At 73.7% G+C, this 24,293-nt stretch carries 20 protein-coding genes and 4 pseudogenes; 13 read left to right on the forward strand and 11 right to left on the reverse strand.

Annotated features, from left to right (window positions below):
- The first annotated feature begins 136 nt into the window (after positions 1 to 136).
- The 4 genes from KSP35_RS00855 to KSP35_RS00870 all read left to right on the forward strand — a co-directional run bounded on the left by KSP35_RS00855 (position 137) and on the right by KSP35_RS00870 (position 3,178).
- The gene (locus KSP35_RS00855) at positions 137 to 844 is read left to right on the forward strand and encodes a hypothetical protein (RefSeq protein WP_216998367.1); all 708 of its coding nucleotides are present in this window, start codon (positions 137 to 139) and stop codon (positions 842 to 844) included.
- Complete coding sequence (locus KSP35_RS00860) at positions 841 to 1,884, forward strand: sugar phosphate nucleotidyltransferase (protein ID WP_216998368.1); 1,044 nt, start codon at positions 841 to 843, stop codon at positions 1,882 to 1,884. Before KSP35_RS00855 ends, KSP35_RS00860 begins: the two co-directional genes overlap by 4 nt.
- 3 nt (positions 1,885 to 1,887) lie before the next feature.
- Positions 1,888 to 2,844, forward strand: a complete 957-nt coding sequence (locus tag KSP35_RS00865) for an NAD-dependent epimerase/dehydratase family protein (RefSeq protein WP_216998369.1) — start codon at positions 1,888 to 1,890, stop codon at positions 2,842 to 2,844.
- A gap of 121 nt (positions 2,845 to 2,965) precedes the next feature.
- Complete coding sequence (locus KSP35_RS00870; protein WP_216998370.1) at positions 2,966 to 3,178, forward strand: hypothetical protein; 213 nt, start codon at positions 2,966 to 2,968, stop codon at positions 3,176 to 3,178.
- A 208-nt stretch (positions 3,179 to 3,386) separates the two neighbouring features.
- Here KSP35_RS00870 and cofE read toward each other — a convergent pair whose 3' ends face one another.
- The 3 genes and pseudogenes from cofE to gmd all read right to left on the reverse strand — a co-directional run bounded on the left by cofE (position 3,387) and on the right by gmd (position 6,543).
- Positions 3,387 to 4,130 (reverse strand): coenzyme F420-0:L-glutamate ligase, encoded by a 744-nt coding sequence (gene cofE, locus KSP35_RS00875; protein WP_216998371.1) that lies wholly within the window; start codon positions 4,128 to 4,130, stop codon positions 3,387 to 3,389.
- Positions 4,127 to 5,092 carry a 2-phospho-L-lactate transferase gene (gene cofD, locus KSP35_RS00880; protein WP_216998372.1) on the reverse strand — a complete coding sequence of 322 codons (966 nt, stop codon included), beginning with the start codon at positions 5,090 to 5,092 and terminating at the stop codon, positions 4,127 to 4,129. The genes cofE and cofD overlap by 4 nt, the downstream gene beginning before the upstream one ends.
- Positions 5,093 to 5,576: 484 nt before the next feature.
- Positions 5,577 to 6,543, reverse strand: a pseudogene (gmd, locus tag KSP35_RS25400) (GDP-mannose 4,6-dehydratase).
- Positions 6,544 to 6,642: 99 nt separating this feature from the next.
- On the opposite strand from gmd, the gene KSP35_RS00895 reads away from it, so the two are divergent.
- The 6 genes and pseudogenes from KSP35_RS00895 (at position 6,643) to KSP35_RS00915 (ending at position 14,849) form a co-directional block, all read left to right on the forward strand.
- A complete protein-coding gene (locus KSP35_RS00895) occupies positions 6,643 to 7,161 on the forward strand; it encodes a helix-turn-helix transcriptional regulator (protein ID WP_216998373.1) in 519 nt (172 codons plus the stop codon).
- A gap of 100 nt (positions 7,162 to 7,261) precedes the next feature.
- Positions 7,262 to 11,192: pseudogene (locus KSP35_RS25405) on the forward strand (PHP domain-containing protein).
- A gap of 215 nt (positions 11,193 to 11,407) precedes the next feature.
- Positions 11,408 to 13,357 (forward strand): annotated as a pseudogene (locus tag KSP35_RS25410) (ATP-dependent DNA helicase RecQ); the annotation flags it as partial.
- A gap of 57 nt (positions 13,358 to 13,414) precedes the next feature.
- Positions 13,415 to 13,738: pseudogene (locus KSP35_RS25415) on the forward strand (HAD family hydrolase); the annotation flags it as partial.
- A gap of 72 nt (positions 13,739 to 13,810) precedes the next feature.
- The gene (locus KSP35_RS25420; RefSeq protein WP_371749011.1) at positions 13,811 to 14,455 is read left to right on the forward strand and encodes a TrmH family RNA methyltransferase; all 645 of its coding nucleotides are present in this window, start codon (positions 13,811 to 13,813) and stop codon (positions 14,453 to 14,455) included.
- 10 nt (positions 14,456 to 14,465) lie between these two features.
- A complete protein-coding gene (locus tag KSP35_RS00915; RefSeq protein ID WP_216998376.1) occupies positions 14,466 to 14,849 on the forward strand; it encodes an MmcQ/YjbR family DNA-binding protein in 384 nt (127 codons plus the stop codon).
- Here the strand turns inward: KSP35_RS00915 and KSP35_RS00920 are convergent.
- The gene (locus KSP35_RS00920; protein WP_216998377.1) at positions 14,821 to 15,408 is read right to left on the reverse strand and encodes a hypothetical protein; all 588 of its coding nucleotides are present in this window, start codon (positions 15,406 to 15,408) and stop codon (positions 14,821 to 14,823) included. The genes KSP35_RS00915 and KSP35_RS00920 overlap by 29 nt on opposite strands.
- Positions 15,409 to 15,968: 560 nt before the next feature.
- On the opposite strand from KSP35_RS00920, the gene KSP35_RS00925 reads away from it, so the two are divergent.
- Complete coding sequence (locus tag KSP35_RS00925; RefSeq protein WP_216998378.1) at positions 15,969 to 16,253, forward strand: hypothetical protein; 285 nt, start codon at positions 15,969 to 15,971, stop codon at positions 16,251 to 16,253.
- A gap of 431 nt (positions 16,254 to 16,684) precedes the next feature.
- On the opposite strand, the gene KSP35_RS00930 is transcribed toward KSP35_RS00925, so the two are convergent.
- Positions 16,685 to 17,743, reverse strand: a complete 1,059-nt coding sequence (locus tag KSP35_RS00930; RefSeq protein WP_254126921.1) for an SPFH domain-containing protein — start codon at positions 17,741 to 17,743, stop codon at positions 16,685 to 16,687.
- Positions 17,744 to 17,897: 154 nt separating this feature from the next.
- Entirely contained in the window at positions 17,898 to 18,392 is a 495-nt protein-coding gene (locus KSP35_RS00935; RefSeq protein ID WP_216998379.1) for an NfeD family protein, read from the reverse strand.
- Between the two features lie 104 nt (positions 18,393 to 18,496).
- On the opposite strand from KSP35_RS00935, the gene mca reads away from it, so the two are divergent.
- Together mca and KSP35_RS00945 are read left to right on the forward strand one after the other, a co-directional pair.
- Positions 18,497 to 19,351, forward strand: coding sequence for a mycothiol conjugate amidase Mca (gene mca, locus KSP35_RS00940; RefSeq protein WP_216998380.1), 855 nt, complete (start codon positions 18,497 to 18,499; stop codon positions 19,349 to 19,351).
- Positions 19,351 to 19,737, forward strand: coding sequence for an SCP2 sterol-binding domain-containing protein (locus KSP35_RS00945; RefSeq protein ID WP_216998381.1), 387 nt, complete (start codon positions 19,351 to 19,353; stop codon positions 19,735 to 19,737). The genes mca and KSP35_RS00945 overlap by 1 nt, the downstream gene beginning before the upstream one ends.
- A gap of 33 nt (positions 19,738 to 19,770) precedes the next feature.
- On the opposite strand, the gene KSP35_RS00950 is transcribed toward KSP35_RS00945, so the two are convergent.
- From KSP35_RS00950 to KSP35_RS00970, 5 genes are all read right to left on the reverse strand, one after another.
- On the reverse strand, positions 19,771 to 20,613 hold the full coding sequence (locus tag KSP35_RS00950; protein ID WP_216998382.1) for a polysaccharide deacetylase family protein: 843 nt from the start codon (positions 20,611 to 20,613) through the stop codon (positions 19,771 to 19,773).
- A gap of 39 nt (positions 20,614 to 20,652) precedes the next feature.
- Positions 20,653 to 21,069, reverse strand: a complete 417-nt coding sequence (locus tag KSP35_RS00955; protein WP_216998383.1) for a thermonuclease family protein — start codon at positions 21,067 to 21,069, stop codon at positions 20,653 to 20,655.
- Positions 21,070 to 21,350: 281 nt separating this feature from the next.
- Positions 21,351 to 22,523 carry a steroid 3-ketoacyl-CoA thiolase gene (locus KSP35_RS00960; RefSeq protein WP_216998384.1) on the reverse strand — a complete coding sequence of 391 codons (1,173 nt, stop codon included), beginning with the start codon at positions 22,521 to 22,523 and terminating at the stop codon, positions 21,351 to 21,353.
- A 68-nt stretch (positions 22,524 to 22,591) separates the two neighbouring features.
- Positions 22,592 to 22,741, reverse strand: coding sequence for a hypothetical protein (locus KSP35_RS00965; RefSeq protein ID WP_216998385.1), 150 nt, complete (start codon positions 22,739 to 22,741; stop codon positions 22,592 to 22,594).
- Between the two features lie 134 nt (positions 22,742 to 22,875).
- The gene (locus KSP35_RS00970) at positions 22,876 to 24,267 is read right to left on the reverse strand and encodes an amidase (protein ID WP_216998386.1); all 1,392 of its coding nucleotides are present in this window, start codon (positions 24,265 to 24,267) and stop codon (positions 22,876 to 22,878) included.
- Between the last annotated feature and the right edge of the window lie 26 nt (positions 24,268 to 24,293).

Raw genomic sequence — 24,293 nt, forward strand, 5'->3', positions numbered from 1 at the left:
TGACTCGGGGGGAGGGAGCTCCGGCAAGTAGCGTGGCCCGCCATGGCATCGTCTTCATCGGCCAAGAAGGTCGCGCGTCGCGGCCAAGAGCGGCACCGGGTCCAGCGCGAAGAAGCAGGCGAACTGGCTGTTCCCCGTGGCGATCGTCGCGGTCGTGGCGCTCGGCATCGGCATCGTGGTGTTCGCCCGCAACCAGAACGGCGGCGGCAACAGCAACGACACCAAGCCTCGGGCCCAGCTGGCGGCCGGTGAGCCCTACGACCACTGGCACGCCGCGTTCGACGTCAACGTGTGCGGCAAGCAGCAGGCCCCGGTGCAGGACGGCGCCCAGGACACCCTCGGCATCCACACCCACGGTGACGACCTCATCCACATCCACCCGTTCGCCACCCGGTCCTCGGGCAAGAACGCCACCATGCAGCGCTTCTTCGACCAGGTGGGCATCACCGTCACCGACGACGGCTTCACCACCCAGGACGGCAAGGTCTACAAGGAGGGCGAGACCACGTGCGGCGGCAAGCCGGGCGAGGTCGTCGTGGCCTACTGGAAGCAGGCCGTCGGCTCGGCCACCGCCAAGCCCACCAAGATCTACACGTCGGACTTCGGCAAGATCCGCTTCACCGAGAACTACGCCGCCTACACCCTGGCCTTCGAGCCCAAGGGCACCAAGGACATCCCGCCGCCCTCGAGCTCCGAGCAGATCAAGGAGCTGGGCGCGTGCGACGGCGAGAACCCGCCGGCCTCCTGCAGCAGCGGCGCCACCAGCCAGACCATCCCGTCGAGCGAGACCGTCCCGGCCACCACCGGTGACAGCACCGCCACCACCACGGGGAGCGGCGGGTGAAGGCCGTCGTCCTGGTCGGCGGCTTCGGCACCCGCCTCCGGCCGCTCACGCTGACGACGCCGAAGCAGATGCTGCCGATCCTGCACAAGCCGATGATCGAGCACGTGCTCGAGCACCTGGCCAGCCACGGCATCAACGAGGCCGTGCTCTCCATGGGCTACCGGCCCGACGCCTTCGCCGACGCCTACCCCGAAGGCCTCTGCGCCGGGGTGAAGCTGCACTACGCCATCGAGCCGGAGCCGCTCGACACCGCCGGCGCCATCCGCTTCGCCGCCCGCCACGCCGGCATCGCCGACCGCTTCGTGGTCGTCAACGGCGACGTGCTCACCGACCTCGACATCGGCGCCCTGGTGCGCTTCCACGACGAGCACCACGGCGAGGGCACCATCGCCCTCCACAAGGTCGACGACCCGTCGGCCTTCGGCGTCGTCCCCACCGAAGCCGACGGCAAGGTCATCGCCTTCGTGGAGAAGCCCCCGCGAGACGAGGCCCCCACCGACCTCATCAACGCCGGCACCTACGTGCTGGAGGCCTCGGTCCTCGACCGCATCGCCGACGGGCGCAAGGTGTCCATCGAGCGGGAGGTCTTCCCCGCCATGGTCGCCGACGGCGTGCTCTACGCCACGCCGGGCGACACCTACTGGATCGACACCGGCACCCCGCCCAAGTACCTGCAGTCGCAGATGGACCTGCTGCGCGGCGTGCGCGGCGAGCGGGCCCAGGGCATCCACCCCTCCGCCACCATCGCCCCCGACGCTGTGGTGGCCCGGTCGGTCATCGGCGAGGGCGTCGAGATCGGTGCCGGTGCTGCGGTCCGCGGCTCGATCGTGATGCCCGGCGCCAAGGTCGGCGCCGGGGCCGTGGTCGAGCGGGCCATCCTCGGGCGGCGGTCCGTCGTCGGTGCCGGGGCCCGGGTCGACGACCTGGCGGTCCTCGGCGACGACGCCGTGGTCGGTCCGGACCTGCGGGTCTCGGGCGGCTCGGTGGGCGTGGGCGAGCACCTCGAGCTGTCACCCTCCGACACCACCGAAGGGGCCTGAGCCGTGCGTGCGCTCGTCACCGGCGGTGCCGGCTTCATCGGCTCGACCCTGGTCGACCGCCTGTTGGCCGAGGGCCACGAGGTCGACGTGATCGACGACCTGTCGTCGGGCTCCATGGCCAACCTGGCCGAGGCCCGGTCGAACCCCGACCACACCTTCCAGCTCCACCGCCTCGACGTCCGCGACGCCGCGGTCGCCGAGCTCATCGAGCGCCGCCAGCCCGAGGTGGTCTTCCACCTGGCGGCCCAGATCGACGTGCGGACCTCGGTGGCCGATCCGGTCCTCGACGCCATGATCAACGTGATCGGGAGCCTCAACGTGCTGGAGGGAGCCCGGCGGGCGGGCAGCCGCAAGGTCGTGTTCGCCTCCAGCGGCGGCACCATCTACGGCGAGCCGAGCGGCGACGCCCTCCCGGTCAAGGAGTCGTACCCGCAGCAGCCCATCTCGCCCTACGGCGTGGCCAAGAAGGTGGTGGGGGACTACCTCTTCACCTACCGCACGCTGCACGGGCTCGACTACACCGCGCTGGCCCTGGCCAACGTCTACGGGCCCCGCCAGGACCCCCACGGCGAGGCGGGCGTGGTGGCGATCTTCGCCGGCAAGCTGCTGTCCGGGGAGCCCTGCAAGATCTTCGGTGACGGCGAGCAGACCCGGGACTACGTCTTCGTCGACGACGTCGTCGACGCCTTCGTGCGAGCGGCGGCCGACAAGGGCGGCGGCCTGGTGATCAACATCGGCACCGGCGTCGAGACCTCGGTCAACGACCTGTACGGCACGATGGCCCGGGTGGCCGGCGTCGACCGCTCCGCCGAGCTGGCCCCGGCGCGAGGCGGCGAGGTCCCGCGGTCGTCGCTCGACGCCGGCCGGGCCGGCATCCAGCTGGGGTGGAAGCCCTGGACCGACCTCGCCACCGGCTCGGCCGCCGTGCTCGACTTCTTCCGGAACCGCCCGGCCAGCTGAACGCGCTCCGCCGGGTGGCAGCCGCGGCGTCGGTCACCCAGGTGAACGACCGGTGAAGGTCGCGTGCAGGAGTACGCATAGTGCTTGCTGGTGCAAGCGTGGCGGGCCTACGATGCCTCTCGTGCCCCTCCGTGACTCCATCGACGAGATCGACGTGCTGCTCGCCGACCTCGCGGAGCTGCGCCAGGCCCTCTGCCGGGCCGAGCTCTCCGGTTCGCCGGAGGACGCGCTGTGGGATGCCGAGGCCGGCCTGCGCCACGTGGCCCGCCGGTCCGAGGCCCGGGCCCGCATCCTGCGCCGGGCCATCGAGCTGAACCTCCGCCGCTCCGCCTGAGCGCGTCCTTCCGGTCGTCGTTCTGACGCCGGCCGAGGGACCGGCTGCCGGGCCGTCGGCCGGCGGCGGGTCCGGGGACTCGCGCCGCTTCCTGCGCGCCGCCGGCGCGGCAGAAGGTGCCGCGATCTCCCAGGTCAGAGGGGTGCGGGCCGATTGGCGCCGATTCTGCGCAGAATCGGCGCCAATCGCGCCACGGGCGCCGACCGGGTCAGCGGAAGAGGTCCTCGGCGGGGTCGCGCACGATCTCGGCGTGCACCTCGCCCCGCCGGAACCAGCCCGGGTCGACCCCGCGGATGACGGCCACCGGCAGCCCGGTCGCCTTGCCCAGGACCAGGTCCGCGGCGCCGGCGAGCTCGTCGACCACGGCCACCTCGGTCACGTGCAGCTCCCGCCCCTCGGTGTCGGTGGTGCCGCGGTAGTCGACGATGGCGCCGATGCCGGCGCAGCCGATGGCCACGTCGGTGAGCCCTCGCCGCCAGGTGCGGCCGAAGGTGTCGCTGACGATGATGGCCACCTCGACGCCGGCCCGGGCCCGGATGCCGTCGCGGATGCGGCGAGCCGACCGGTCGCTGTCCTCGGGCAGCAGGGCGGCGAAGCCCCGCTCCACGTTCGACAGGTCGATGCCGGCGTTGGCGCACACGAAGCCGTGCTTGGTCTCGGAGATCACCAGGTCCCCCCGGCGCCGCAGCACCCGCACGGTCTCCTGCTCCACCAGCACCTTGTGGCTCAGCGGGTCGTCCGGGTCGACGGCCACCAGCATGCCCTCGGCCTTCGAGACGACCTTCTGCGTCACCACCAGCACGTCGCCGTCCTGCAGCCCGCCGTGGCCGGCGGCCACGGCCTCGGCGATGATCCCGGCCAGGTCGTCGCCCGGGTGGATCTCGCCGATCCCCGTCACGCCGAAGATGCGCAGCTCGCTGCCCGGCACCCCGGGCTGGCCCCCGTCGCTCACGCCTCGTCCTCTCGCCCGTCGAGCACCACGCGAGCCAACCCCGCCGCCAGCTCGGGGGTCTTCATCACGCTCGGGGCCACCACCGCCCGCAGCCCCTCGGCCTCCACCAGGTCGGCCAGGGCGGCATCGGCCTCGTCGATCACCAGGGTGGCCGCCAGCGGGGCGTAGAGCCGGGCGATGCCCAGCACCGTCGCCTCGTGGCCCAGCTCGACCAGCAGGCGATCGGCGGGGCCCTTGAGGGCGCTGCCGGCGATGATCGGCGACACCGCCACCACGTCGTCACGGCGGGCCTCCACGGCGGCCCGCACCCCGGGCACCGCCAGCACCGGGTCGATCGACACGATGGGGTTGGACGGCGCGATGACGATGCGCCCGGCCCGGCCCAGGAGGTCGAGCACCCCGGGCGCCGGCGACGCCGAGGCGGCGCCGTCGAAGCGGACCGAGCGGACCGGCACGCCGTGCTGGCGCTGCACGAAGTACTCCTGGAACGACACCTCGAGGCCGGCCTCGTCGCCCTCGCCGTCGAGGGTCACCATGGTCCGCAGCCGGTCGTCGGTGACCGGCTGGAGGCGCAGGTCCAGGCCCCACGCCGCCACGATCTCGGCCGTGACCTCCGACAGCGTGGCGCCCTCGGCGACGCGCTGGGTCCGGTACAGGTGGGTGCCGAGGTCGCGGTCGCCCAGGCCGAACCAGGAGATGCCGCCGTAGCGCTTCACCGAGTCCATGGCTTGCCAGCTCTCGCCGCGCAGGCCCCACCCGGTCTCGGGGTTGATCTCGCCGGCCAGCGTGTAGGTGATGGTGTCCAGGTCGGGCGAGATGCGCAGCCCGTGCAGCTCGAGGTCGTCGCCCACGTTGACGAGCGCGGTGACCCGATCGGGGTCCACCACCTGCACGATGCCCGACAGCATGCGGGCTGCCCCGACCCCGCCCGAGACGACCACGATGTCGGAAGATCCAGCCACGTCGCGACCCTACCGGCGGTCCCCAACGCTCCGATCAACCGCTCGGGGACTGGTCCCCTTGCACCTCGATGCGTATCGTGACCTCGCCGGTGCGCTCCGAGGGGGAGCGGTCGGGACCGGCGTAGGGGAGGGAACCCGATGAAGAAGACCATGCCCGCGCTCGCGCTGGGTGCACTGCTGTCCGTCGTCGCGCTGACCGGGTGCAAGCCCGAGGTGTTCGCCAACTGCACGGCGATGCACGCCAAGTACCAGGGGGGGCGTCGGCATCCCCGGCGCCGTCGACGTCCGCACGGGCGGCGGGCACGCCAAGTACGCCCCGAAGTGGGACAAGGCGCTCTACGACGCCAACGCCGGCAGCGACCGCGACGGCGACCACATCGCCTGCGAGCAGTAGGCCACGGCCGGAGCCGGCCCCGGCGCGCCGATGGCGCCGACCGGGGCCGGCGCCATCGAGCCTTCGAGCGGGGCGTCGCCGCCCGGCAGCTCAGTGCGAGAGGTGCTTGAGGTCGCCGTTGAGCAGGGCGATGTCGGCGTCGACCATCATGTTGACCAGCTCGGGGAACGGCGTCGACGGCTTCCAGCCCAGCGTGGCGGTCGCCTTCTCGTGGGTGCCCACGAGCAGGTCGACCTCGGCCGGGCGGAAGAACTTCTCGTCGACCTTGACGTACTGCTCCCAGTCGAGGTCCACCCGGCCGAAGGCCAGCTCGCAGAACGACCGGACGGTGTGGGTCTCGCCGGTGGAGATCACGTAGTCGTCGGGGCTGTCCTGCTGGAGCATGCGCCACATGGCGTCGACGTAGTCGCCGGCGAAGCCCCAGTCCCGCTGGGCGTCGAGGTTGCCGAGGCGCAGCTCGTCGGCCATGCCCAGCTTGATCTTGGCCACCGTGTTGGAGATCTTGCGGGTGACGAACTTCGAGGCCGCGGCGGGGCGACTCGTGGTTGAAGAGGATGCCGGAGCTGGCGTGCAGGTCGTAGCTCTCGCGGTAGTTGATGGTCATCCAGTGGCCGTAGACCTTCGCCACGCCGTAGGGCGACCGGGGGTAGAGCGGGGTGTCCTCGGCCTGCGGGACGGCCTGCACCTTGCCGAACATCTCGCTGCTGGAGGCCTGGTAGAAGCGGATCTCCGGGTCGACCAGCCGGATGGCGTCGAGGATGCGGGTCACGCCGAGGCCGGTGATCTCGCCGGTGAGGACCGGCTGGCTGAAGCTGGTCTGCACGAAGCTCTGGGCGGCGAGGTTGTACACCTCCTGCGGGCGGTGCTCCTGGAGGATGTGGATCATCGAGACCTCGTCGAGGAGGTCGCCGGGGACGAAGGTGACCTTGTCCTGGATGTGGGCGATGCGCTCGAAGTTGACCGTCGAGGAGCGGCGGACCATGCCGATCACCTCGTAGCCCTTGGAGAGCAGCAGTTCGGCCAGGTAGGAGCCGTCCTGGCCGGTGATGCCGGTGATGAGCGCGCTTGGTCATGGCTACCGTTGTACGGCCCGCCCGCCCGTTCGTCTGTCAACTGGGTTGGCACGATCCCGAGCGCCGCGAGAGGAGGCACCGACGTGGACACGTGGGAACCCACCTGGCCCGGCCGTCCGCCCGGGCCCGGCTCGCTCGGCCAGCGCATCTCGGTCCTGCGCGCCGACCGCGGCTGGACCCAGCAGCAGCTCGCCGACCGCCTCGGCATCTCCCGGGTGGCCGTGAGCCACCTCGAGACCGACCTGAACACCCCGTCGGAGCGCACCGTCGCCATCCTCGCCGGCCTGTTCCGCATGGAGCCCCACGACCTGGTGGCGGGGACGTCGTACCCCACGGCCAAGTCCGACCGGCTGCCGCTCGTGGTCACCCGGTGGACCGAGGTCGAGCACCAGCTCGCCCTGCTCGAGCGCGACCTGTGGTGGCTCGACGGGGGAGGCGCAGCGTCGGCCCCGCCCGTCGCGGCGGGCGCCGCCGAGCAGGTCCTGGCCACCTGGGAGGCCGACCTCGCCAAGCTGGCGGACCGGGTCCTCGACCCCGCCGACGCCGCCCTGCTGGCCGAGGCCCGCCGCGTGGTGGCCGACCGCCGCCGCACCGCCCGCTGAGGCCACGCCGGCTCCTCCCGGGGCCGGGTGAGCAGGCCGTGGGGGCGGGGCCACCGCGTCCGCCTTGATCGAACAGGTGTTCGGCGCGATGCTCGCTCGGGTGGGATGGCGCAACCCTCCGGTCTCGTGGTCGGAGCTCGAACGGAGGCTCAGCGGTCGGTCGGAGCCGGTCGACGACCCGGCTCGGTGGGCCAACGGGGGCGACGGCTACGAGCGCGAGCGCGCCGGCCGATCGCCGGAGGAGGACCACGACGACGGGCCGGTCGGCCCCGCCGCCCTGCTCGGGCCCCACGCCCCGCCACGCGGCCGCGTGGGGGCCCGGCCCGACGAGCGGCCCGAGGGGTTCCCCGAGTGGGCCGACGGCGGCGACGGGCCGGCGTGGTCGCGCAAGCGGGCGGCCTACCAGCCGCCGGCCGACCTCTCCTGGCGGGCCGCTGCCGACGCCACGCCGTACGCCGAGCTGCACTGCCACTCGAACTTCAGCTTCCTCGACGGGGCCTCGCACCCCGAGGAGCTGGCCGAGGAGGCGGCCCGGCTGGGCCTGGAGGCGCTGGCGGTCACCGACCACGACGGCTTCTACGGCGTGGTGCGCTTCGCCGAGGCGGCGCGGGCGGTGGGCCTGCCCACCGTCTTCGGCACCGAGCTCACCCTCGACGGCCCGGTGGTGCCGCCGCAGGGCGAGGCCGACCCGCCGGGCGAGCACCTGGTGCTGCTGGCCCGCAGCCCGGCGGGCTACGCCTCGTTGGCCCGCGCCGCCAGCACCGCCCAGCTGGCCGGCCAGAAGGGGGCGCCGCGCATCGGGCTGGGCCAGCTGGCCGACCTGGCCGGCGACTGGGCCGTGCTCACCGGCTGCCGCAAGGGCCCGCTGGCCAGCGCCCTGGAGCGGGAGGGGCCGGCGGCGGCGGGCCGGGCCCTCGACCGGTTGGTGGAGGCGTTCGGCGCCGAGCACGTCCACGTGGAGCTGTGGGACCACGGCGACCCGCTCGACGGCGCCCGCAACGACGCCCTGGCCGACCTGGCGCTGCGGCGCGGCCTCGGCCTGGTGGCCACCAACAACGTCCACTACGCGGTGCCCTCGCGCCGCCGCCTGGCCGCCGCCCTCGCCGCCGTGCGGGCGCGGCGCAGCCTGGTCGACATCGACGGGTGGCTGCCGGGCGGGGCGGGGGCCCACCTGCGCTCGGGCGCCGAGCAGGCCCGGCGCTTCGACCGCTACCCGGGGGTGGTCGAGGCCGCGGCGGCGCTGGGCCGGGCCTGTGCGTTCGACCTGCGGCTGGTGGCCCCGGAGCTGCCGCCCTACCCGTGCCCCGACGGCCTCGACGAGATGGCGTTCCTGCGGCGCCTCGTGGAGGAGGGCGCGGCCCGGCCCGGCCGCTACGGCCCCCGTTCGACGGCCAACCGCAAGGCCTGGGACCAGATCGACCACGAGCTCGACATCATCGAGGGACTGGGCTTCCCGGGGTACTTCCTCATCGTCTGGGACATCGTGCAGTTCTGCGTCCGCAGCGACATCTACTGCCAGGGCCGGGGCTCGGCCGCCAACAGCGCGGCCTGCTACGCCATCGACGTCACCAAGGCCGACGCCGTGCGCCTCGGCCTGCTGTTCGAGCGCTTCCTGTCGCCCGAGCGCGACGGCCCGCCCGACATCGACCTCGACATCGAGAGCGGGCGCCGGGAGGAGGTCATCCAGTACGTGTACGACCGCTACGGCCGCCACCACGCCGCCCAGGTCGCCAACGTCATCACCTACCGCTCCCGCTCGGCGGTGCGGGACATGGCCAAGGCCCTGGGGGCCGACCCCGGCCAGCAGGACGCCTGGTCCAAGCAGCTCGACCCCTGGAAGGGCGTGCGGGGCAACCTGCCGGGCGGGGGCGGCCCGGTGCCCCAGCCGGTGGCGCCCACGCCCGGCTCCCCGACGTCGAGGGAGGTGCGCCGCCCCCGCTCGGCCGCGGGTCGCCCGGGGTACCCCGGCTGGGTCGACGAGCGCCCCGGCGCGGCGGCCGTGGGCGCGGCCAGCCCGCCCGACGGCCGCGCCGGGCCCGCCGTGCCCACCGGCCCGGCGGGGATCTTCGACCACCCGGACGACCTGGCCGACACGCCGGGGGTGCGGTCGCGGCGACCCGGCCGGTCGGTGGCGGTGTCGCCCCACGAGGCCACCGACAACCCGGGGAGCGGCCCGGGCGCCGGGGCCAAGCCGCGGCGGGGCACGGCCCACCAGCGGGTGCAGCAGTCGCTGCCGCCCGGCCTGCCCACGCCGGACGGCGACCCCGGCGCGTCGGGGTTCGCCATCCCCGGGGCCGGGCTCGACCACGACATCCCCATCGAGGTGCTGGAGCTGGCGGCGGAGGTCGAGCACTTCCCCCGGCACCTGGGCATCCACTCCGGCGGCATGGTCATCTGCGACCGGCCGATCATCGAGGTGTGCCCGGTGGAGTGGGGCCGCATGGCCGACCGCAGCGTGCTCCAGTGGGACAAGGACGACTGCGCGGCGGCCGGCCTGGTGAAGTTCGACCTCCTGGGCCTGGGCATGCTCACCGGCCTGCACCACATGGTCGACCTGGTCCGCGCCCACGCCGATCCCACGGTCGACCTGGCCACCATCCCGCAGGACGACGACGTCTACGAGATGCTCTGCCGCGCCGATTCCATCGGCGTCTTCCAGGTGGAGTCCCGGGCCCAGATGGCCACGCTGCCCCGCCTGCGGCCCCGCGAGTTCTACGACCTGGTGGTCGAGGTGGCGCTCATCCGGCCCGGTCCCATCCAGGGCGGCTCGGTCCACCCCTACATCCGGCGCCGCAACGGCCAGGAGGAGATCACCTACCTGCACCCCCTGCTGGAGCCGTCGCTGCGCAAGACGCTGGGCATCCCGCTGTTCCAGGAGCAGCTCATGCAGATGGCCATCGACGTGGCCGGCTTCTCCCCGGGCGAGGCCGACCAGCTGCGCCAGGCCATGGGCTCGAAGCGCTCGACCGAGCGCATGGAGCAGCTGCGGGGCCGGCTCTACGAGGGCATGGCCGAGAAGGGCATCAGCGGGCCGGTGGCCGACGAGATCTACGCCAAGCTCGCCGCCTTCGCCAACTTCGGCTTCCCCGAGAGCCACTCGGTGAGCTTCGCCTACCTGGTCTACGCCTCGGCCTGGTTCAAGCTCCACCACCCGGCGGCGTTCTGCGCCGGGCTGCTCAACGCCCAGCCCATGGGCTTCTACTCGCCCCACACCCTGGTGCAGGACGCCCGCCGCCACGGGGTGGAGGTCCGCACCCCGCACATCAACGCCTCGGCGGCGGGCGCCACGCTGGAGCCCTGCGCCGCCAGCGCCGGCGGGGTGGCGGTGCGGCTGGGCATCGGCTCGGTGCGCGGCATCGGCGACGACCTGGCCGAGCTCCTGGCCGCCGGCCGGCCCTACCCGGACCTCGAGTCGGTGGCCCGCCACGGCGACCTCACGCTGCCCCAGCTCGAGGCGCTGGCCACCGCCGGCGCCTTCACCGGGTTCGGCGCGCCGGTGGGCGACGGCGGCCTCGACCGGCGCCAGGCCATCTGGGTGGCCGGTGCGGTGGCCCAGGGCTCGCCGGACCGGCTGGCCGGCATCGTCACCGGGGCCACCGCGCCGATGCTGCCCGGCATGGACGCACGGGAGGAAGCGCTGGCCGACCTGTGGGCCACCGGCGTCTCGCCCGAGGGCCACCCCACCCGGTTCCTGCGCGACGAGCTGCGCCGGCTGGGCGTGGTGCCCTCGGAGGAGCTGGGGGGGCCGCCCCGACCGCAGCCGGGTGCTGGTGGGCGGGGTGGTCACCCACCGCCAGCGGCCGGCCACCGCCGGGGGCACCACGTTCCTCAACCTGGAGGACGAGACCGGGCTGATCAACGTGGTGGTCTCGAAGGGCTGCTGGGTCCACCACCGCCGCCTGGTGCAGACGGCGCCGGCGCTGCTGGTCCGGGGCCGCCTGGAGACCGCCGAGGGCGTGGTCAACGTGATCGCCGAGACCATCTCCCTGCTCCCGCTCAGCGCCACCCTCCCCAGCCGCGACTTCCGCTGACCCCGGGTGCCGGGCGGATCGGCGGCCGGGTTGTCACCCCCGGCTGGGAGGATGGGGCCATGACCGCCACCGAACCCACGCCGCTGGCCCCTCCGTCGCCCGAGGTCGCCGAAGGTGCCCAGGCGGTGCTGGCCGAGCTGGCCGGGCCCGATGCGGTGCTGCGGCCCGATCAGCTGGCCGCCATCGACGCCCTGGTCACCCACCACCAGCGGGTGCTGCTGGTGCAGGCCACCGGTTGGGGCAAGTCGGCCGTCTACTGGATCGCCACCCGCCTGCAGCGGGCCCAGGGCGCCGGGCCCACGCTGGTGGTGTCGCCGCTGCTGGCGCTCATGCGCAACCAGGTGGCCGCGGCCCGCAAGGCCGGGATCCGGGCCGCCACCATCAACTCCGCCAACATCGACGACTGGCGCCACATCGAGGACCAGATCCGCGCCGACGAGATCGACGTGCTCCTCATCTCGCCGGAGCGGCTCAACAACCCGGGCTTCCGGCGAGACGTCCTGCCGTCGCTGGCGGCCAGCGTCGGCCTGCTGGTGATCGACGAGGCCCACTGCATCTCGGACTGGGGCCACGACTTCCGCCCCGACTACCGCCGCATCGCCGACGTCCTGGCCGGCCTCGCCCCCGACGTGCCGGTCCTGGCCGCCACCGCCACCGCCAACCAGCGGGTGGAGGCCGACGTGGCCGGCCAGATCGGGGCCGCCACCCTCACCTTCCGCGGCTCGCTGGACCGGCCCACCCTGTACCTGGCGGTGGCCGACGTGCCCACCGCCCCCGAGCAGCTGGCCTGGCTGGAGTCGTGGACCGCCGCCCACGGCGGCCCCGGTCTCGTCTACTGCCTCACGGTGTCCGAGGCCGAGCGGGTGGCGGGCCACCTGCGCGACCACGGCCTGGCCGCCGCGTCCTACACCGGCTCGACGCCGGCCGACGAGCGCGAGCGGATCGAGGCCGGGCTGGACGACGGCTCGCTGGCCTGCGTGGTCGCCACCTCGGCGCTGGGCATGGGCTACGACAACCCCAACCTGTCCTACGTCGTCCACCTCGGCTCGCCGTCGTCGCCGATCGCCTACTACCAGCAGGTCGGTCGAGCGGGGCGGGGCAAGGCCGAGGCCCGGGTGGTGCTGGTGCCCACCCGCACCGAGGTCGACATCTGGGAGTACTTCGCCTCCACCGCCATGCCGCCCCGCGAGGTGGTCGAGGAGGTCTTGTCCTGCCTGGCTCGTGAAGGGCCCAGCACCGTCATGGAGCTGGAGTCCATGGTCAACCTGCGCCGGGGCCGGCTGGAGGCGCTGCTCAAGGTGCTCGACGTGGAGGGGGCGGTGGACCGCGAGCGGTCGACCTGGTCGGCCACCGGCTCGGGCTGGACCTACGACGAGGAGCGCTACCGCCAGCTGGCCGCCTCCCGGAAGGCCGAGCAGGAGGCCATGAAGGCCTACCAGCGCACGTCCGGCTGCCGGTTGCGCTTCCTGCGCGACGAGCTCGACGATCCGGCGGCGGAGGACTGCGGCCGGTGCGACAACTGCACCGGCGAGCGCGCCGACCAGTCGCTCGACGCCGATGCGGTCACCCGGGCCCAGCAGTTCCTGCGCGGCGCGGTGGTGCCCGTCGATCCCCGCAAGCAGTGGCCCAAGGGGCTCGACGGGCGCCGGGGCAACATCAAGCCGGAGCTGCGGGCCGAGGAGGGACGAGCGCTGGCCTTCGGCAACGACCCCGGCTGGTCCGAGGTGGTGGCCGGGCTCTTCGCCGGGCCCGACGCCGCCCCGACCGAGGAGCTGGTGCGGGGCGTGGCCGCCACCCTCAAGGCCTGGCCGTGGGCCCAGCGGCCCACGTGGGTCACCTGGGTGCCGTCGCGCACCCGGCCGCTGCTGGTCGAGGGGCTGGCCGCCGAGCTGGCCCGGATGGGGAAGATGGAGCTGGTCGAGGCGGTGGCCCGCCAGCGCGAGGCCCCGCCCCAGGCCCGCATGGAGAACTCCGCCACCCAGGCCGCCAACGTGGTCGATGCCTTCCGCTTCGGCCGCGCCGACGGCCAGGCCCTGCCCAGCGGCCCCGGCCTGGTGGTCGACGACGCCCTCCGGTCCGGCTGGACCATGGCCGTGGTGGCCGAGGGCCTGCGCGCCGCCGGCTCGGGCCCGGTCCTGCCCCTGGTCCTCTGGCGCCGTCCCTGACCCTGCCGGCGCGCACGGTCGGCGGTGCCCGCCACGCCGGTCACCTACCGTGCCGGGGTGCCCGTCCGCTGCGTCGCCTTCGATGCCGAGGACTGCTTCGACGAGGTCGAGGCGGTCTTCGACGAGCTGCACGGCCGCTACGTGCTGGGCCTGGTGACCAACGGCAGCACGTCGCCGGACCGCAGCCCGCTGGCCGGCCGGTTCGACTTCCGCCTGGCCGCCGCCGAGCTCGGCATCCGCAAGCCCGACCGCCGCATGTTCACCACGGCGGCCGCCGCCGCCGGCTGCCACCCCACCGAGCTGGTCTCCGTCGGCGGCCAGCCCGACCACGACGTCGCCGCCCCGCAGGCCGCCGGCTGCCGAGCGGTGTGGCTGAACCGCACCGGCGTCGCCTGCCCTCCCGGCATCGTCCCCGACGCCACCATCTCCGACCTGGCCGAGCTGCCGGCGGTGCTGGCCCGGTTCGACGCCGAGGACGCCGAGGCCCTCGGCGCCGTGGGCGTGGGCCCGCACCCCGAGCCGTGGCCCGACGACGCCCGCCTCGACCCCGACCTGCTGGCGGCCGGTGACCGCCGCAACGTGGCCGACCGCTACCGCTGGTGGCGCGAGGACGCCATCGTCGAGGACCTGGCCGCCCACCAGCACCCGTTCCACGTGGCCGTCGAGAACTGGCGCCACGACCGCAACATCGGCGCCGTGGTGCGCAACGCCAACGCCTTCGGCGCCGCCGGCGTGCACATCGTCGGTCGGCGGCGCTGGAACCGGCGCGGCGCCATGGCCACCGACCGCTACCTCCCGGTCCACCGCCACGACACGGTCGGCGCGCTGCTGGCCTGGGCGCGGGTCGAAGGCCTGGCCGTGGTGGGGATCGACAACGTGGCCGGCTCGACGCCGATCGAGGGGACCGACCTGCCGGAGCGCTGCGTGCTGCTGTTCGGCCAGGAGGGCCCCGGCCTGTCGGCCGCTGCGCTCGCTGCGGCCGACGAGGTGCGCGCCATCGCCCAGTACGGCTCCACCCGGTCGATCAACGCGGGGGTGGCCAGCGGCATCGCCATGCACGCCTGGATCCGGGCCCACGCCGGCGCGCCCCCGACCTAGCGTGGCCGCCATGGGCAAGCGCTACGACCCCGAAGCGGTCCGCGACCGGCTGCGGGCCTTCGCCCTCGCCCTGCCCGACAGCGTGCTCGAGCACCCGTGGGACAGCGACGTCGTCAAGACCAACGGCGGCAAGAAGATCTTCGTCTTCCTCGGCCACAACGACCCGGAGTACCCGCCCCAGATCGGCGTGAAGCTGGTGGAGTCCCACGAGCAGGCCCTGCAGGGCGAGGGCGCCGAGCCGAGCGGCTACGGCTTGGGCAAGGCGGGGTGGGTGTCGATCAAGCTCCGGGCCGGGGCGCCGCCGGTGGGGGTGCTGGAGGACTGGGTGGAGGAGAGCTACCGGCAGGTCGCGCTCAAGCGCAACGTCAAGGAGCTCGACGCCCGCGGCGCGTGAGCCGCCGCACCAGCAGGAGCGCGCTGCCGGCCACCGCCGCCACCACGAGCCCGGTGAGCAGCGCGTCGACGAAGGTGACCTTCGGGCACGGGGTGGGGCTGTCGACCCAGGTGGCGAACTCCAGCTCCTGGCCGGCCACCTGCACCCTGCCCTGGCGCAGGTCCTGGACCTTGAAGCCCGGCCCGCCCCACTCGGTGCCGTCGGTGGCGGTGGCCTCGAAGGAGTAGCGCTGGTCCTCGTCGAGCGCGCCGCCGGGCCGACGGTCGGTGATGCGGTAGCCGGGGTAGCGCTCCACCACCGGCAGGTCGAGCACCGCCGGCTGGGTGCGATCCACGTAGCGCGCCTCCCAGACCGGGTGGTCGACGTCATCGCTGCCGTAGAGGGCGAGGCGGCGGATGCCGAGGCCGGCGTCGTCCTGGCACGGCTTGTAGGCCACGACCACGGCCCGGTCCACCCGGGTGACCCCGGTGGCTGGCGCGCGCGACGAGCAGCCGGCCAGGCCCAGCGCGGCCACGGCGGGAGCGAGCAGGACCAGGGCCCCGTGGCGACGGTGGCGCACCGGACCATGGTGGCCGACGCGGTGGCGACGGGCCCGGACCGTCGGCGCGACGGTGGCGGCCGCCTTGGCCCGGGCGGCCTCTGCTCCGTAGCTTCTAGCGGTGGCCAACAAGCGCGAGACGTCCAGCCAGCGGCGGCAGCGGGAGAACCGGGCGCGGCGCGCCGCCCTCGAGGCTCGCACCAAGGGTGCCCCCGCTCGTCCCTCCCGCGTGGCCCCGGCCACCGCCGAGAAGCTGGCCAAGGCGTCGTCGGCCAAGCCGGCAGCCGGTGGGACGGCCAAGGCCGACCCCAAGGCGGCCACCACGCGCTCGGGCCGGCCGCGCCGCGAGCGCCCCCCGAAGCCCGGCGGCGCGCCGGTCGACATCGCCACCCTCGAGGGCAGCTGGCCTCGCAAGGTGATGCAGGTCCCCGGCGGGCTCCAGGCCCTCATGGGCGCCGCCCTCGTGGTCTTCGTGTCGCTGATGATCTCGTTCACCAAGACCTACGTGCCCGACGGCGCCAAGAAGGGCGCCAAGCCCACGCTGACCGCCCTCGAAGTTCTACGGCACCGGCAAGGCCCTCTTGATCATCGCCATCCCGGCGCTCACTGCCTTCATCGCGGCCGGGCTCTCGCTCACCAAGCACCGCCGCCGCATCTGGTTCCTCGCCGCCGCCATCATCGGCGTCGTGAGCGGTGGCCTGTCGATCCTCTACCTGTTCGTGGCCGGCACGTTCGGCTGGGCCTACTTCCGGGCCAACAAGGTCGAGGGCCCGCCGGAGCCGCTCTTCAAGCGCAAGCCGCGCGAAGCAGCAGCGGCCGACGACGTGGCCGACGACGCCGACGCGTCGCCCTCCGCGGCGAGCTGACGCGGTGGCCGCCCGGTGGACACGGGGCGGCTAGCACCCCAACCCGCGACATACAAGGGTTGACCTCGCCGCGCCCTGGGAGGATGGTGGGGGTGCGCCGGAACAGACCCCCGGCAGCACGGAACGAAACGCCACACTCGCTCAATCGAGGAGGTCGGGAAACACCGTGAAGATCGCACGCCACCTGGAGCGCTCGCCTCCGGGCCTGATCTAGGCAACCCAAAACGGTCCTCGGACCGGCATCGCCACCCGTTCCCATCACGGACCGCGGATGCGCTTCGGAGCGGACGCTCAGCGCCCTCTTTGCTCGCCACCGGGCCCGTCCACACATGCGGCGGGCGCGATCCTGGACCTCGTCGACCGTCACCTGGACCTCCCGCCGTCTGACCCCTCACGGGTCGGGCGGCGGGAGGTTCGCGTCGGGCCAGGGCTCAGGTCGGCGGCACCGGGGGCAAGGGCGCCGGCTCGACCGGGCCGGGCGGCGGGGGCGGGGGAGCGGTGGGGATCTCGACCACCGGCGGGGGCACGACCGCCTCGCCGATGGGCTTGGCCGCCTCGGCCGCCCGGATGCGATCCGATGCCGCCAGGTGGTCGGCCAGGCCGGCCTTGCTGGCCGTGGACCGCGTGGCGCGAGCGGCGTCGCCGCCGTCGTCGCCCGCGAAGAGCTCGGCCACCGCCGCCAGGCCGCCGAGGCCGCTCGCGAAGTCGGCGGGCAGGAAGATCTTGGTGGCGTTGCCGTTGGCGATGCGGCCCAGGGTCTCGAGGTACTTGATGGCCAGCAGGTCCGGCGACGGGTTGCCGGCGTGGATGGCGTCGTAGACGGTGGTGATGGCCAGGGCCTCACCCTCGGCCACGGTGAGCTGCCGGAAGCGCTCCGCCTCGGCTCGGGCCTTGGTGGCCTCGGCGTCGCCCTGGGCCTGCAGGATCTGGCGCTGCCGCTCGCCCTCGGCCCGCAGGATGGCCGACTCCTTCTCGCCCTCGGCGGTGGTGACCGAGGCGGAGCGGCGGCCGTCGGCTTCGGTGACGACGGCTCGCCGGGTGCGCTCGGCCTTCATCTGCTCGTGCATGGCGTGCATGACGTCCGGTGGCGGGTCGATGCGCTGGATCTCCACCCGGACCACGCGGACGCCCCACTTGTCGGTGGCGTCGTCGAGGATGTCGCGCAGGCCGTGGTTGATGGTGTCCCGGCTGGTGAGCGCCTGGTCGAGCTGCATGTCGCCCACCACGTTGCGGAGGTTGGTCTGGGCCAGCTTGGTGACGGCGAGGATGAAGTTGGCCACGTTGTAGACGAGGCGCTGCGGGTCGGTGGGCTCGTAGTAGACGACGGCGTCGACCGAGACGACCACGTTGTCGGAGGTGATGACCTCCTGCGGCGGCACGTCCACCACCTGCTCGCGCATGTCGACCAGCCGGATCTTGTCGGCGAACGGCAGGATCACCCGCAGGCCGGGGTCGAGCGTCTCGCTGTACTTGCCGAGCCGCTCCTTCACCCCCGCTGGAAGGGCTGGACGATCTTCACGGCGCTCGCCGCGAAGATGAACAGGAACAGGGCGAGGATCGCCAGGGCGACGACGATGGCCATGGGGGGTCTCCGGTCGGTCGGGGTCGTTCGGGGGTCGAGCTGGTGGGCGGGGCGGGTGGCCTTCAGCCCGCGGCGGGATCGGGCCGGGCGGGCGTCGGACGGCCGACGTCGGCGCGCACGAGGAGCTTGGTGCCCCGGACCTCGACGACCGAGACGGTGGCCCCGACGGGGAACACCTGGCCGTCGGCGCTCTCGGCCCGCCAGCGCTCGGCGCCCAGCATGACGAGGCCCTCGTCCTCGGCGCCGTCGATGGCCTCGATCACGCGGGCCACCTGGCCGATCTGGCGGTGCGAGCCGACCCCGAGGTGCGGGCCGGCCTGGTCGAGCTTCTTGGCGAGCGGCCGGAGGGCGGCGAAGGCGCCGAGCGACACGACGAGGAAGGCGGCCCACTCGACGGCGAGCGGCACGCCGAGGAACCCGAGGACGGCGGCGACCGCCGCACCGAGCGCGAACGGGGCCAGGAAGAACGACCCGGCGACGGCCATCTCGCCCACGGCGAACACGACCGCGGTGACCAGCCAGATCCAGCACCAGGTGTCGGGTGAGCTCCAGTCCACGGCAACGCTCCTGCCTCGTCGTCCGGGCCAAACCTAGTGGGTGGCCTGTCGACCAGGGCCCCGGCGGTGGGACGAGGGCGGTGCGGCTTGTACCGTTCCCGACCGTGACCGCCTCGCTCCGACTCCTCAGCGTCCACGCCCACCCCGACGACGAAGCGTCCAAGGGGGCCGGCACCGTGGCCCGCTACCACGCCGAGGGCGTGCACTCGACGCTGGTCACCTGCACCGGCGGGGAAGCGGGCGAGGTGCTCAACCCGGCCATGGACCGGCCCGAGGTCCAGGAGAACCTCTTCCAGGTCCGCATGGAGGAGCTCGCCCGGTCCGTCGAGATCATCGGCTACGACGAGCTCGTGCTGCTCGGCTACCGGGACTCCGGCATGCCCGACACCCCCGAGAACGCCGACGCCCGGGCCTTCGCCAACGCCCCGCTCGAGGAGGCGGTGGGCCGTCTGGTGGCGGTCATCCGCCGCAACAAGCCCCAGGTGATCATCACCTACGGCGACGACCAGGAGGGCTACCCGCACCCGGACCACCTGCGGGTGCACGAGATCACCATCGTGGCCTGGCACGCAGCGGGCGACCCTGATCGGTTCCCCGAGGCCGGGGCGCCGTGGACGCCGTCGAAGCTCTACTACTCGGCCTGGTCCCGGGCTCGGTTCGTGGCCATGCACCAGGGCTTCCTGGACGCCGGGATCGAGTCGCCGTTCGACCAGAAGTGGTTCGACCGGCCGTCGCACGACGAGCGCATCACCACCCAGGTCGACGTGCAGGACTTCTACGCCGCCCGCAGCGGCGCCCTCAAGGCCCACGCCACCCAGATCGACCCCGAGTCGCCGTTCTGGTTCGGCCTGCCCGACGGCGTGGTGGCCGGGCTCTACCCGTGGGAGGACTACCAGCTCGCCGAGAGTCGGGTCCCCACCACGCTGCCCGAGGACGACCTCTTCGCCGGGCTGCGCTGATGGCCGCCTACCTGAGCCAGGAGTGGCTCGACGCCCTGGTGGCGGCGGCGACCGACCTGCCCGAGGTGCCCGGCCTCGACGCCCGGATCCAGTTCGTGGTGCCCGGCGGGCCCGACGGCGAGTTGAAGGTGGCCGCCGTGGTCACCGACGGGCGGGTCGCCGCCGGCACGCTCGGCGCCGACGACGATGCCGATCTCACGCTGACCATCACCTACAAGGAGTCGATGCAGCTCGCCACCGGCGACCTCGACCCCAACGCGGCGTTCATGCGGGGCCGCATCAAGGTCGCCGGCAGCACCGGGACCCTGCTGCGGCTGCTCGCCGCCACCAAGGACCCCGCCTGGGCCGCGGCCCGCGACCAGCTGGAGGCCGCCACCGACCGCTGAGGCCGGCCCGGCGGTCCGAGCCGCCGGCTTCGGTCAGCTGGCTCGGCTGGCGCGCTGGAGGTCGCGCAGCGGGCGGAACCCGATCAGCTCGACGCCGGCACGGCGCAGCATCTCCGGCAGCTCGCGGTCGAAGCAGAGCAGATGGTGGTCGTCCACCCGGTTGGCCCAGTGGTCGTCGTAGGCCCGCTGCTCGGGGGTGTCGAGCGCCGGGTGGAGGTACAGCTCGGTGACGCCGGGGCGGAGGTCGTGCACGACCCGCTCGATCACCCGACGGCTGCCGACGCCGTTGGCGTAGGCGAAGTGGTCCGGGAAGAGCACGCCCTCCTCGGCGGCGAGGGCCCGGAACGGGAACCCGACGGCCCGCTCGGTGTCACCGCCGGAGAGCCGGATGGGCAGGGCGAACTCGAGCGCCAGGTCGAGGTAGATGTCGAAGAACTCCGGGCGGAGCTGGAGGGCGCCCATGTGGGAATCGAGGTGGCTGATGTCGAAGCCCCAGAGGATGGCCCGCTCGATCTGGGCCCGCAGCTCGCGTCGGGACTCGTCCAGGTCGGCGTGGTCCCAGAGGTCCTCCAGCGTGCGCGGGAAGCCGCCGTCGCCGTCGAGCAGGGACGGTGCCCGCGTGATGGGGCCCCAGCGGTAGCGGTCGTACTCGGCGTTGAGGGTGAGGTGGACCCCGACGTCCTCGCCGCGGTAGCGCGACGCCGCCTCCCGCGACCACGGTGCGGGGACCATGATCGTGGCGCTGGTGGCGAGGCCGGTGCGCAGCGACTCGTACACCCCGGCGTTCACGGCGTGGCTGGACCCGAGGTCGTCGCAGTTGATGATGACGATCCGGGCATCGGCGGCGTATCCGAGCCGTTCGGCCAGCTCGGTCATGGCGTGGTCCTCACGGGCAGCAACGCTACCCCCGGCGCTTCACGGACCCGCCCCTCCGGCATCGGAGGCGGCGCAGGAGCCCCAGAGGCCACGGTGGGCGGCCGCGGCGGCCGAGGATGCCGCGGCCAGGTCGGCCCGGTGGCTGGTGTTGGGCGCGATCGACAGGGTGCGGGCGAACCCGTCGACCACCAGCGAGCGGTTGACGAAGAGGCCGTCCTCGGCCCGCCACACGTAGACGAGCAGGCGGCCGTAGCGATCTCGTGCCTCCGAGTCGCGCTGGACCAGGACGCGGGTGCCCGGGGCGAGCAGCTCCTTGGTGCGGGCGGAGGCCTCCGGGCCGAAGCACTGCACCGGCGTGTTCGGCTTGACCGTCTCCGGCGTGTCGATCCCGAGCAGGCGGCCGCGCTCGGAGCCGCCAGCGGCGAAGGCCAGGTCGATCGTGTCCCCGTCGACCACGTGGCGGACGGTGGCCACCACCCCGCGCCCGCCCTGGCCCGGGATGGGAGCGGTGGACGATGCCGCCGGGCGCGCACGCCGGCAGGCTCGCCGGGGCGAGGGAGAGCAGCGCGAGGGCGACGAGGCGGGCGGGGGAGGGCGGGGTGCGGCGCACGGGGCTCCGATCATCGGGGGACGATCGGCGGCCGGGGCCGCGAGCGGCGTCGCAGGGCGACGCCGTGGGTGGAGCGTAGGCCCGGGGGGTGACAGCAGGCGACGCCCGCCACCACCCCCGCGGGCTCCTAGATGCGCTCGATGATGGTGCCGGTGCCGAGGCCGCCGCCGCAGCACATGCTCACCAGGCCGTAGCGGCCGCCGGTGCGCTCGAGGTCGTGCAGGGCCTTGGTCAGCAGGATGGCGCCGGTGCCGCCGAGGGGGTGGCCGAGGGCGATGGCGCCGCCGCCCGGGTTCACCTTGTCCATGGGGACCTCGAGCTCCTTGGCCCAGGCCAGCACGACCGAGGCGAACGCCTCGTTGATCTCGAAGGTGTCGATGTCGGCGATGGTCAGGCCGGTGCGGGCCAGCAGCTTCTGCGTGGCGTCGATGGGGCCGGTGAGCATCAGGACGGGGTCGACGCCCACCAGGCAGGTGTCGACCACGCGGGCCCGGGCCTTCAGGCCCAGCTCGTCGGCCTTCTCGGCGCTCATCATCAGCACCGCGGCGGCGCCGTCGGAGATCTGCGAGGAGTTGCCGGCGGTGTGCACGCCGTCGGGACGGGCCACCGGCTTGAGCGAGCCCAGCTTCTCGAGGGTGGTCTCCCGGAGGCCTTCGTCCCGGCTGACGTGGTGGGTGGAGCCGGAGGGCTTGCCGTCCTCGCCGAGGTCGGGGGCGTCGAGCGGGGCGATCTGGCTCTCGAAGCGGCCCTCGGCCCAGGCCTGGGCGGCGAGCCGCTGCGAGCGGAAGCCGAACTCGTCGGCATCCTGGCGGGTGATGCCCCACTTCTCGGCGATGCGCTCGGCGCCCTCGAACTGCGAGGTGAACTCGTACTGCTCGAAGTAGGGCTTCGGGATGGGGCGGCCGAAGTCGCCCGAGGCGTTCGAGCCGATCGGGATGCGGCTCATGGACTCCACGCCGCAGGCGAGGGCCACGTCGGCCACGCCGCCGGCCACCAGGGCGGTGGCCAGGTTGGTGGCCTGCTGCGACGACCCGCACTGGGTGTCGACGGTGGTGGCGGCCACCTCGAGCGGCAGGCCGGCGGACAGCCACGCGGTGCGCCCGATGTTGAACGCCTGCTCGCCGATCTGGCTCACGCAGCCGGCCACGACCTGGTCGACCGCAGCCGGGTCGATGCCCGAGCGCTCGATGGCCGCCCGTTGCACGTGGGCCAGGGCCTCGGCGGGGTGGAGGGTGGACAGGCCACCGTTGCGCTTCCCGACAGGAGTGCGCACGGCTTCGACGATCACGACCTCGGTCATGGGGAGCAGCGTAGACCGCAACTTGACCGCGCGGTCAAGGGTGCGTGGTCCGCTGGCGAACCGCCTGGTCAGGCAGCGTGCGAGCGCTGCTCCTCGGCGGGCTTGTGGGCCTGGAGCTCGGCGCGGGCGGCGGCGATGCCCCGGAGGCCGGCCTGTCGGGTCTTCTCCGAGAGGCGCCAGGTCGGGTGGGTGTCGATGAGGGTGAGCTGACGAGCCATGGTCCCAGTCTCCACAGGGGGTCTGACAGTTTTCGGGTGGGCCGGGCACCGGGGTGGCGCCGCGACCGTTCCGTCCAACATCGTACAGGTGTTCGATGTTCCCCACCACCTGCGGGCGGCGTGGCGGGCCCTCGTCAGGCAGGGGCGCCGGGGGCGGTCAGGGCCCACGGCGCGGTGCGCTCCACGGTGCGAGCCAGGTCGAGCAGCAGCTGGTCCTGGTGGTGGCGACCCATGACCTGCATGCCCACGGGCAGGCCCTGGAACGGCTCGATGGGGATGGAGACGGCCGGGTTGCCGGAGATGTTGGCGGGGATGGTCAGGGTGCCGTTGTTGCCGCCGTCGACCTTCTGGTCGCCCACCCGGTTGTTCATCATGACCTCGGCGGGGAAGGCGACGTCGGGGTTGGTGGCCGAGATCACGAAGTCGACCTGGTCGAAGATGGCGGCCATGCGCTCGTTGGCCAGGGTGCGGGCCGCCTCGCCCTTGGCCACCACGTGCACGTCGACCATCTGCTCGGCCAGCTCCATCCCGAAGGCGATCTCCTTGGTGAGGTCGTCCTTGCAGGCGGGCCAGAGGCCGTCGAGGTCCATGTGCAGCCCGGCCAGGTTGGCCAGGGCCCAGGTGAGGTCGAGCGGCGGCAGCTCGACCGGCACGTCGACCACGACCAGGCCGGCGTCACGAGCCAGCGCCTCGGCGGCCGCCACCACCCGCTCCTGCACCTCGTCGCGCACGACGGCGGAGCCGAGCGTGGGGGCGATGGCGACCTTCTTGCCCGTCAGGTCGAACGTGCCGAGGTCGCGCTCCCAGCCGTCGATGCGGGGCAGCGAGTAGGGGTCGCGGTGGTCGAACCCGCTCACGACGTCGTACCAGCGGGCTGCGTCTCGCACGGAGCGGGCCTGGCAGCCCAGCACGACGGTCATGGGGTGGATCAGCGTCTTGGGGCCGCGCGGCACCCGGCCGGCGGTGCCCTTCATGCCGAGCAGGCCGTTGAACGCGGCGGGGATGCGGATGGAGCCGCCGCCGTCGCCCCCGGAGGCGATGGTCACCAGCCCACCGGCCACCGCCGCCGAGGAGCCGCCGGACGAGCCGCCGGCCGTGCGCCCGTGCTCCCACGGGTTGTGGCAGGTGCCGTGCAGCTTGTTCTTGGAGACGTTGAGGCCGCCGAACTCCGAGGCGAGCGTCTGGCCGACCGCCACCACCCCGCCCCGCTCGCGCAGGCGCTCCACGTTGGTGGCGGTGTAGGCGGCGATGCGGTCCTGGAAGACCACCGACTGCTCGCTGTAGGGCCAGCCCTCCACGGGCTCGAGGCTCTTGATGCCCACCGGCACGCCACCGAAGGGCTTGCTGGTGTCGGCGCCCGCCGCGGTGACCCGGGCGGCGTCGGTGTCGACGTAGGTGAACGCGTTCAGGTCGCTGGCCTCGATGGCCGAGAGGGTGGCCTCCAGCTCCTCGACGGGGGAGCGTTCGCCCGAGCGGAACGCCTCCACCAGCGAGCAGGCGTCCCCCAACCACGGTGCATCGGTCATGGGCGCGGACCCTAGCCCCGTCCCTG

It is taken from the genome of Aquihabitans sp. G128 (genome assembly GCF_019048865.1).
Classification (GTDB): domain Bacteria; phylum Actinomycetota; class Acidimicrobiia; order Acidimicrobiales; family Iamiaceae; genus Aquihabitans.

Coding starts and splice junctions, on each gene's coding strand:
- KSP35_RS00915 (WP_216998376.1), top strand. CDS start 14,466: ATGGGCAAGCGCTACGACCCCGAAGCGGTCCGCGACCGGCTGCGGGCC.
- KSP35_RS00945 (WP_216998381.1), top strand. CDS start 19,351: ATGGCCGCCTACCTGAGCCAGGAGTGGCTCGACGCCCTGGTGGCGGCG.
- KSP35_RS00950 (WP_216998382.1), bottom strand. CDS start 20,613: ATGACCGAGCTGGCCGAACGGCTCGGATACGCCGCCGATGCCCGGATC.
- KSP35_RS00960 (WP_216998384.1), bottom strand. CDS start 22,523: ATGACCGAGGTCGTGATCGTCGAAGCCGTGCGCACTCCTGTCGGGAAG.
- KSP35_RS00965 (WP_216998385.1), bottom strand. CDS start 22,741: ATGGCTCGTCAGCTCACCCTCATCGACACCCACCCGACCTGGCGCCTC.
- KSP35_RS00970 (WP_216998386.1), bottom strand. CDS start 24,267: ATGACCGATGCACCGTGGTTGGGGGACGCCTGCTCGCTGGTGGAGGCG.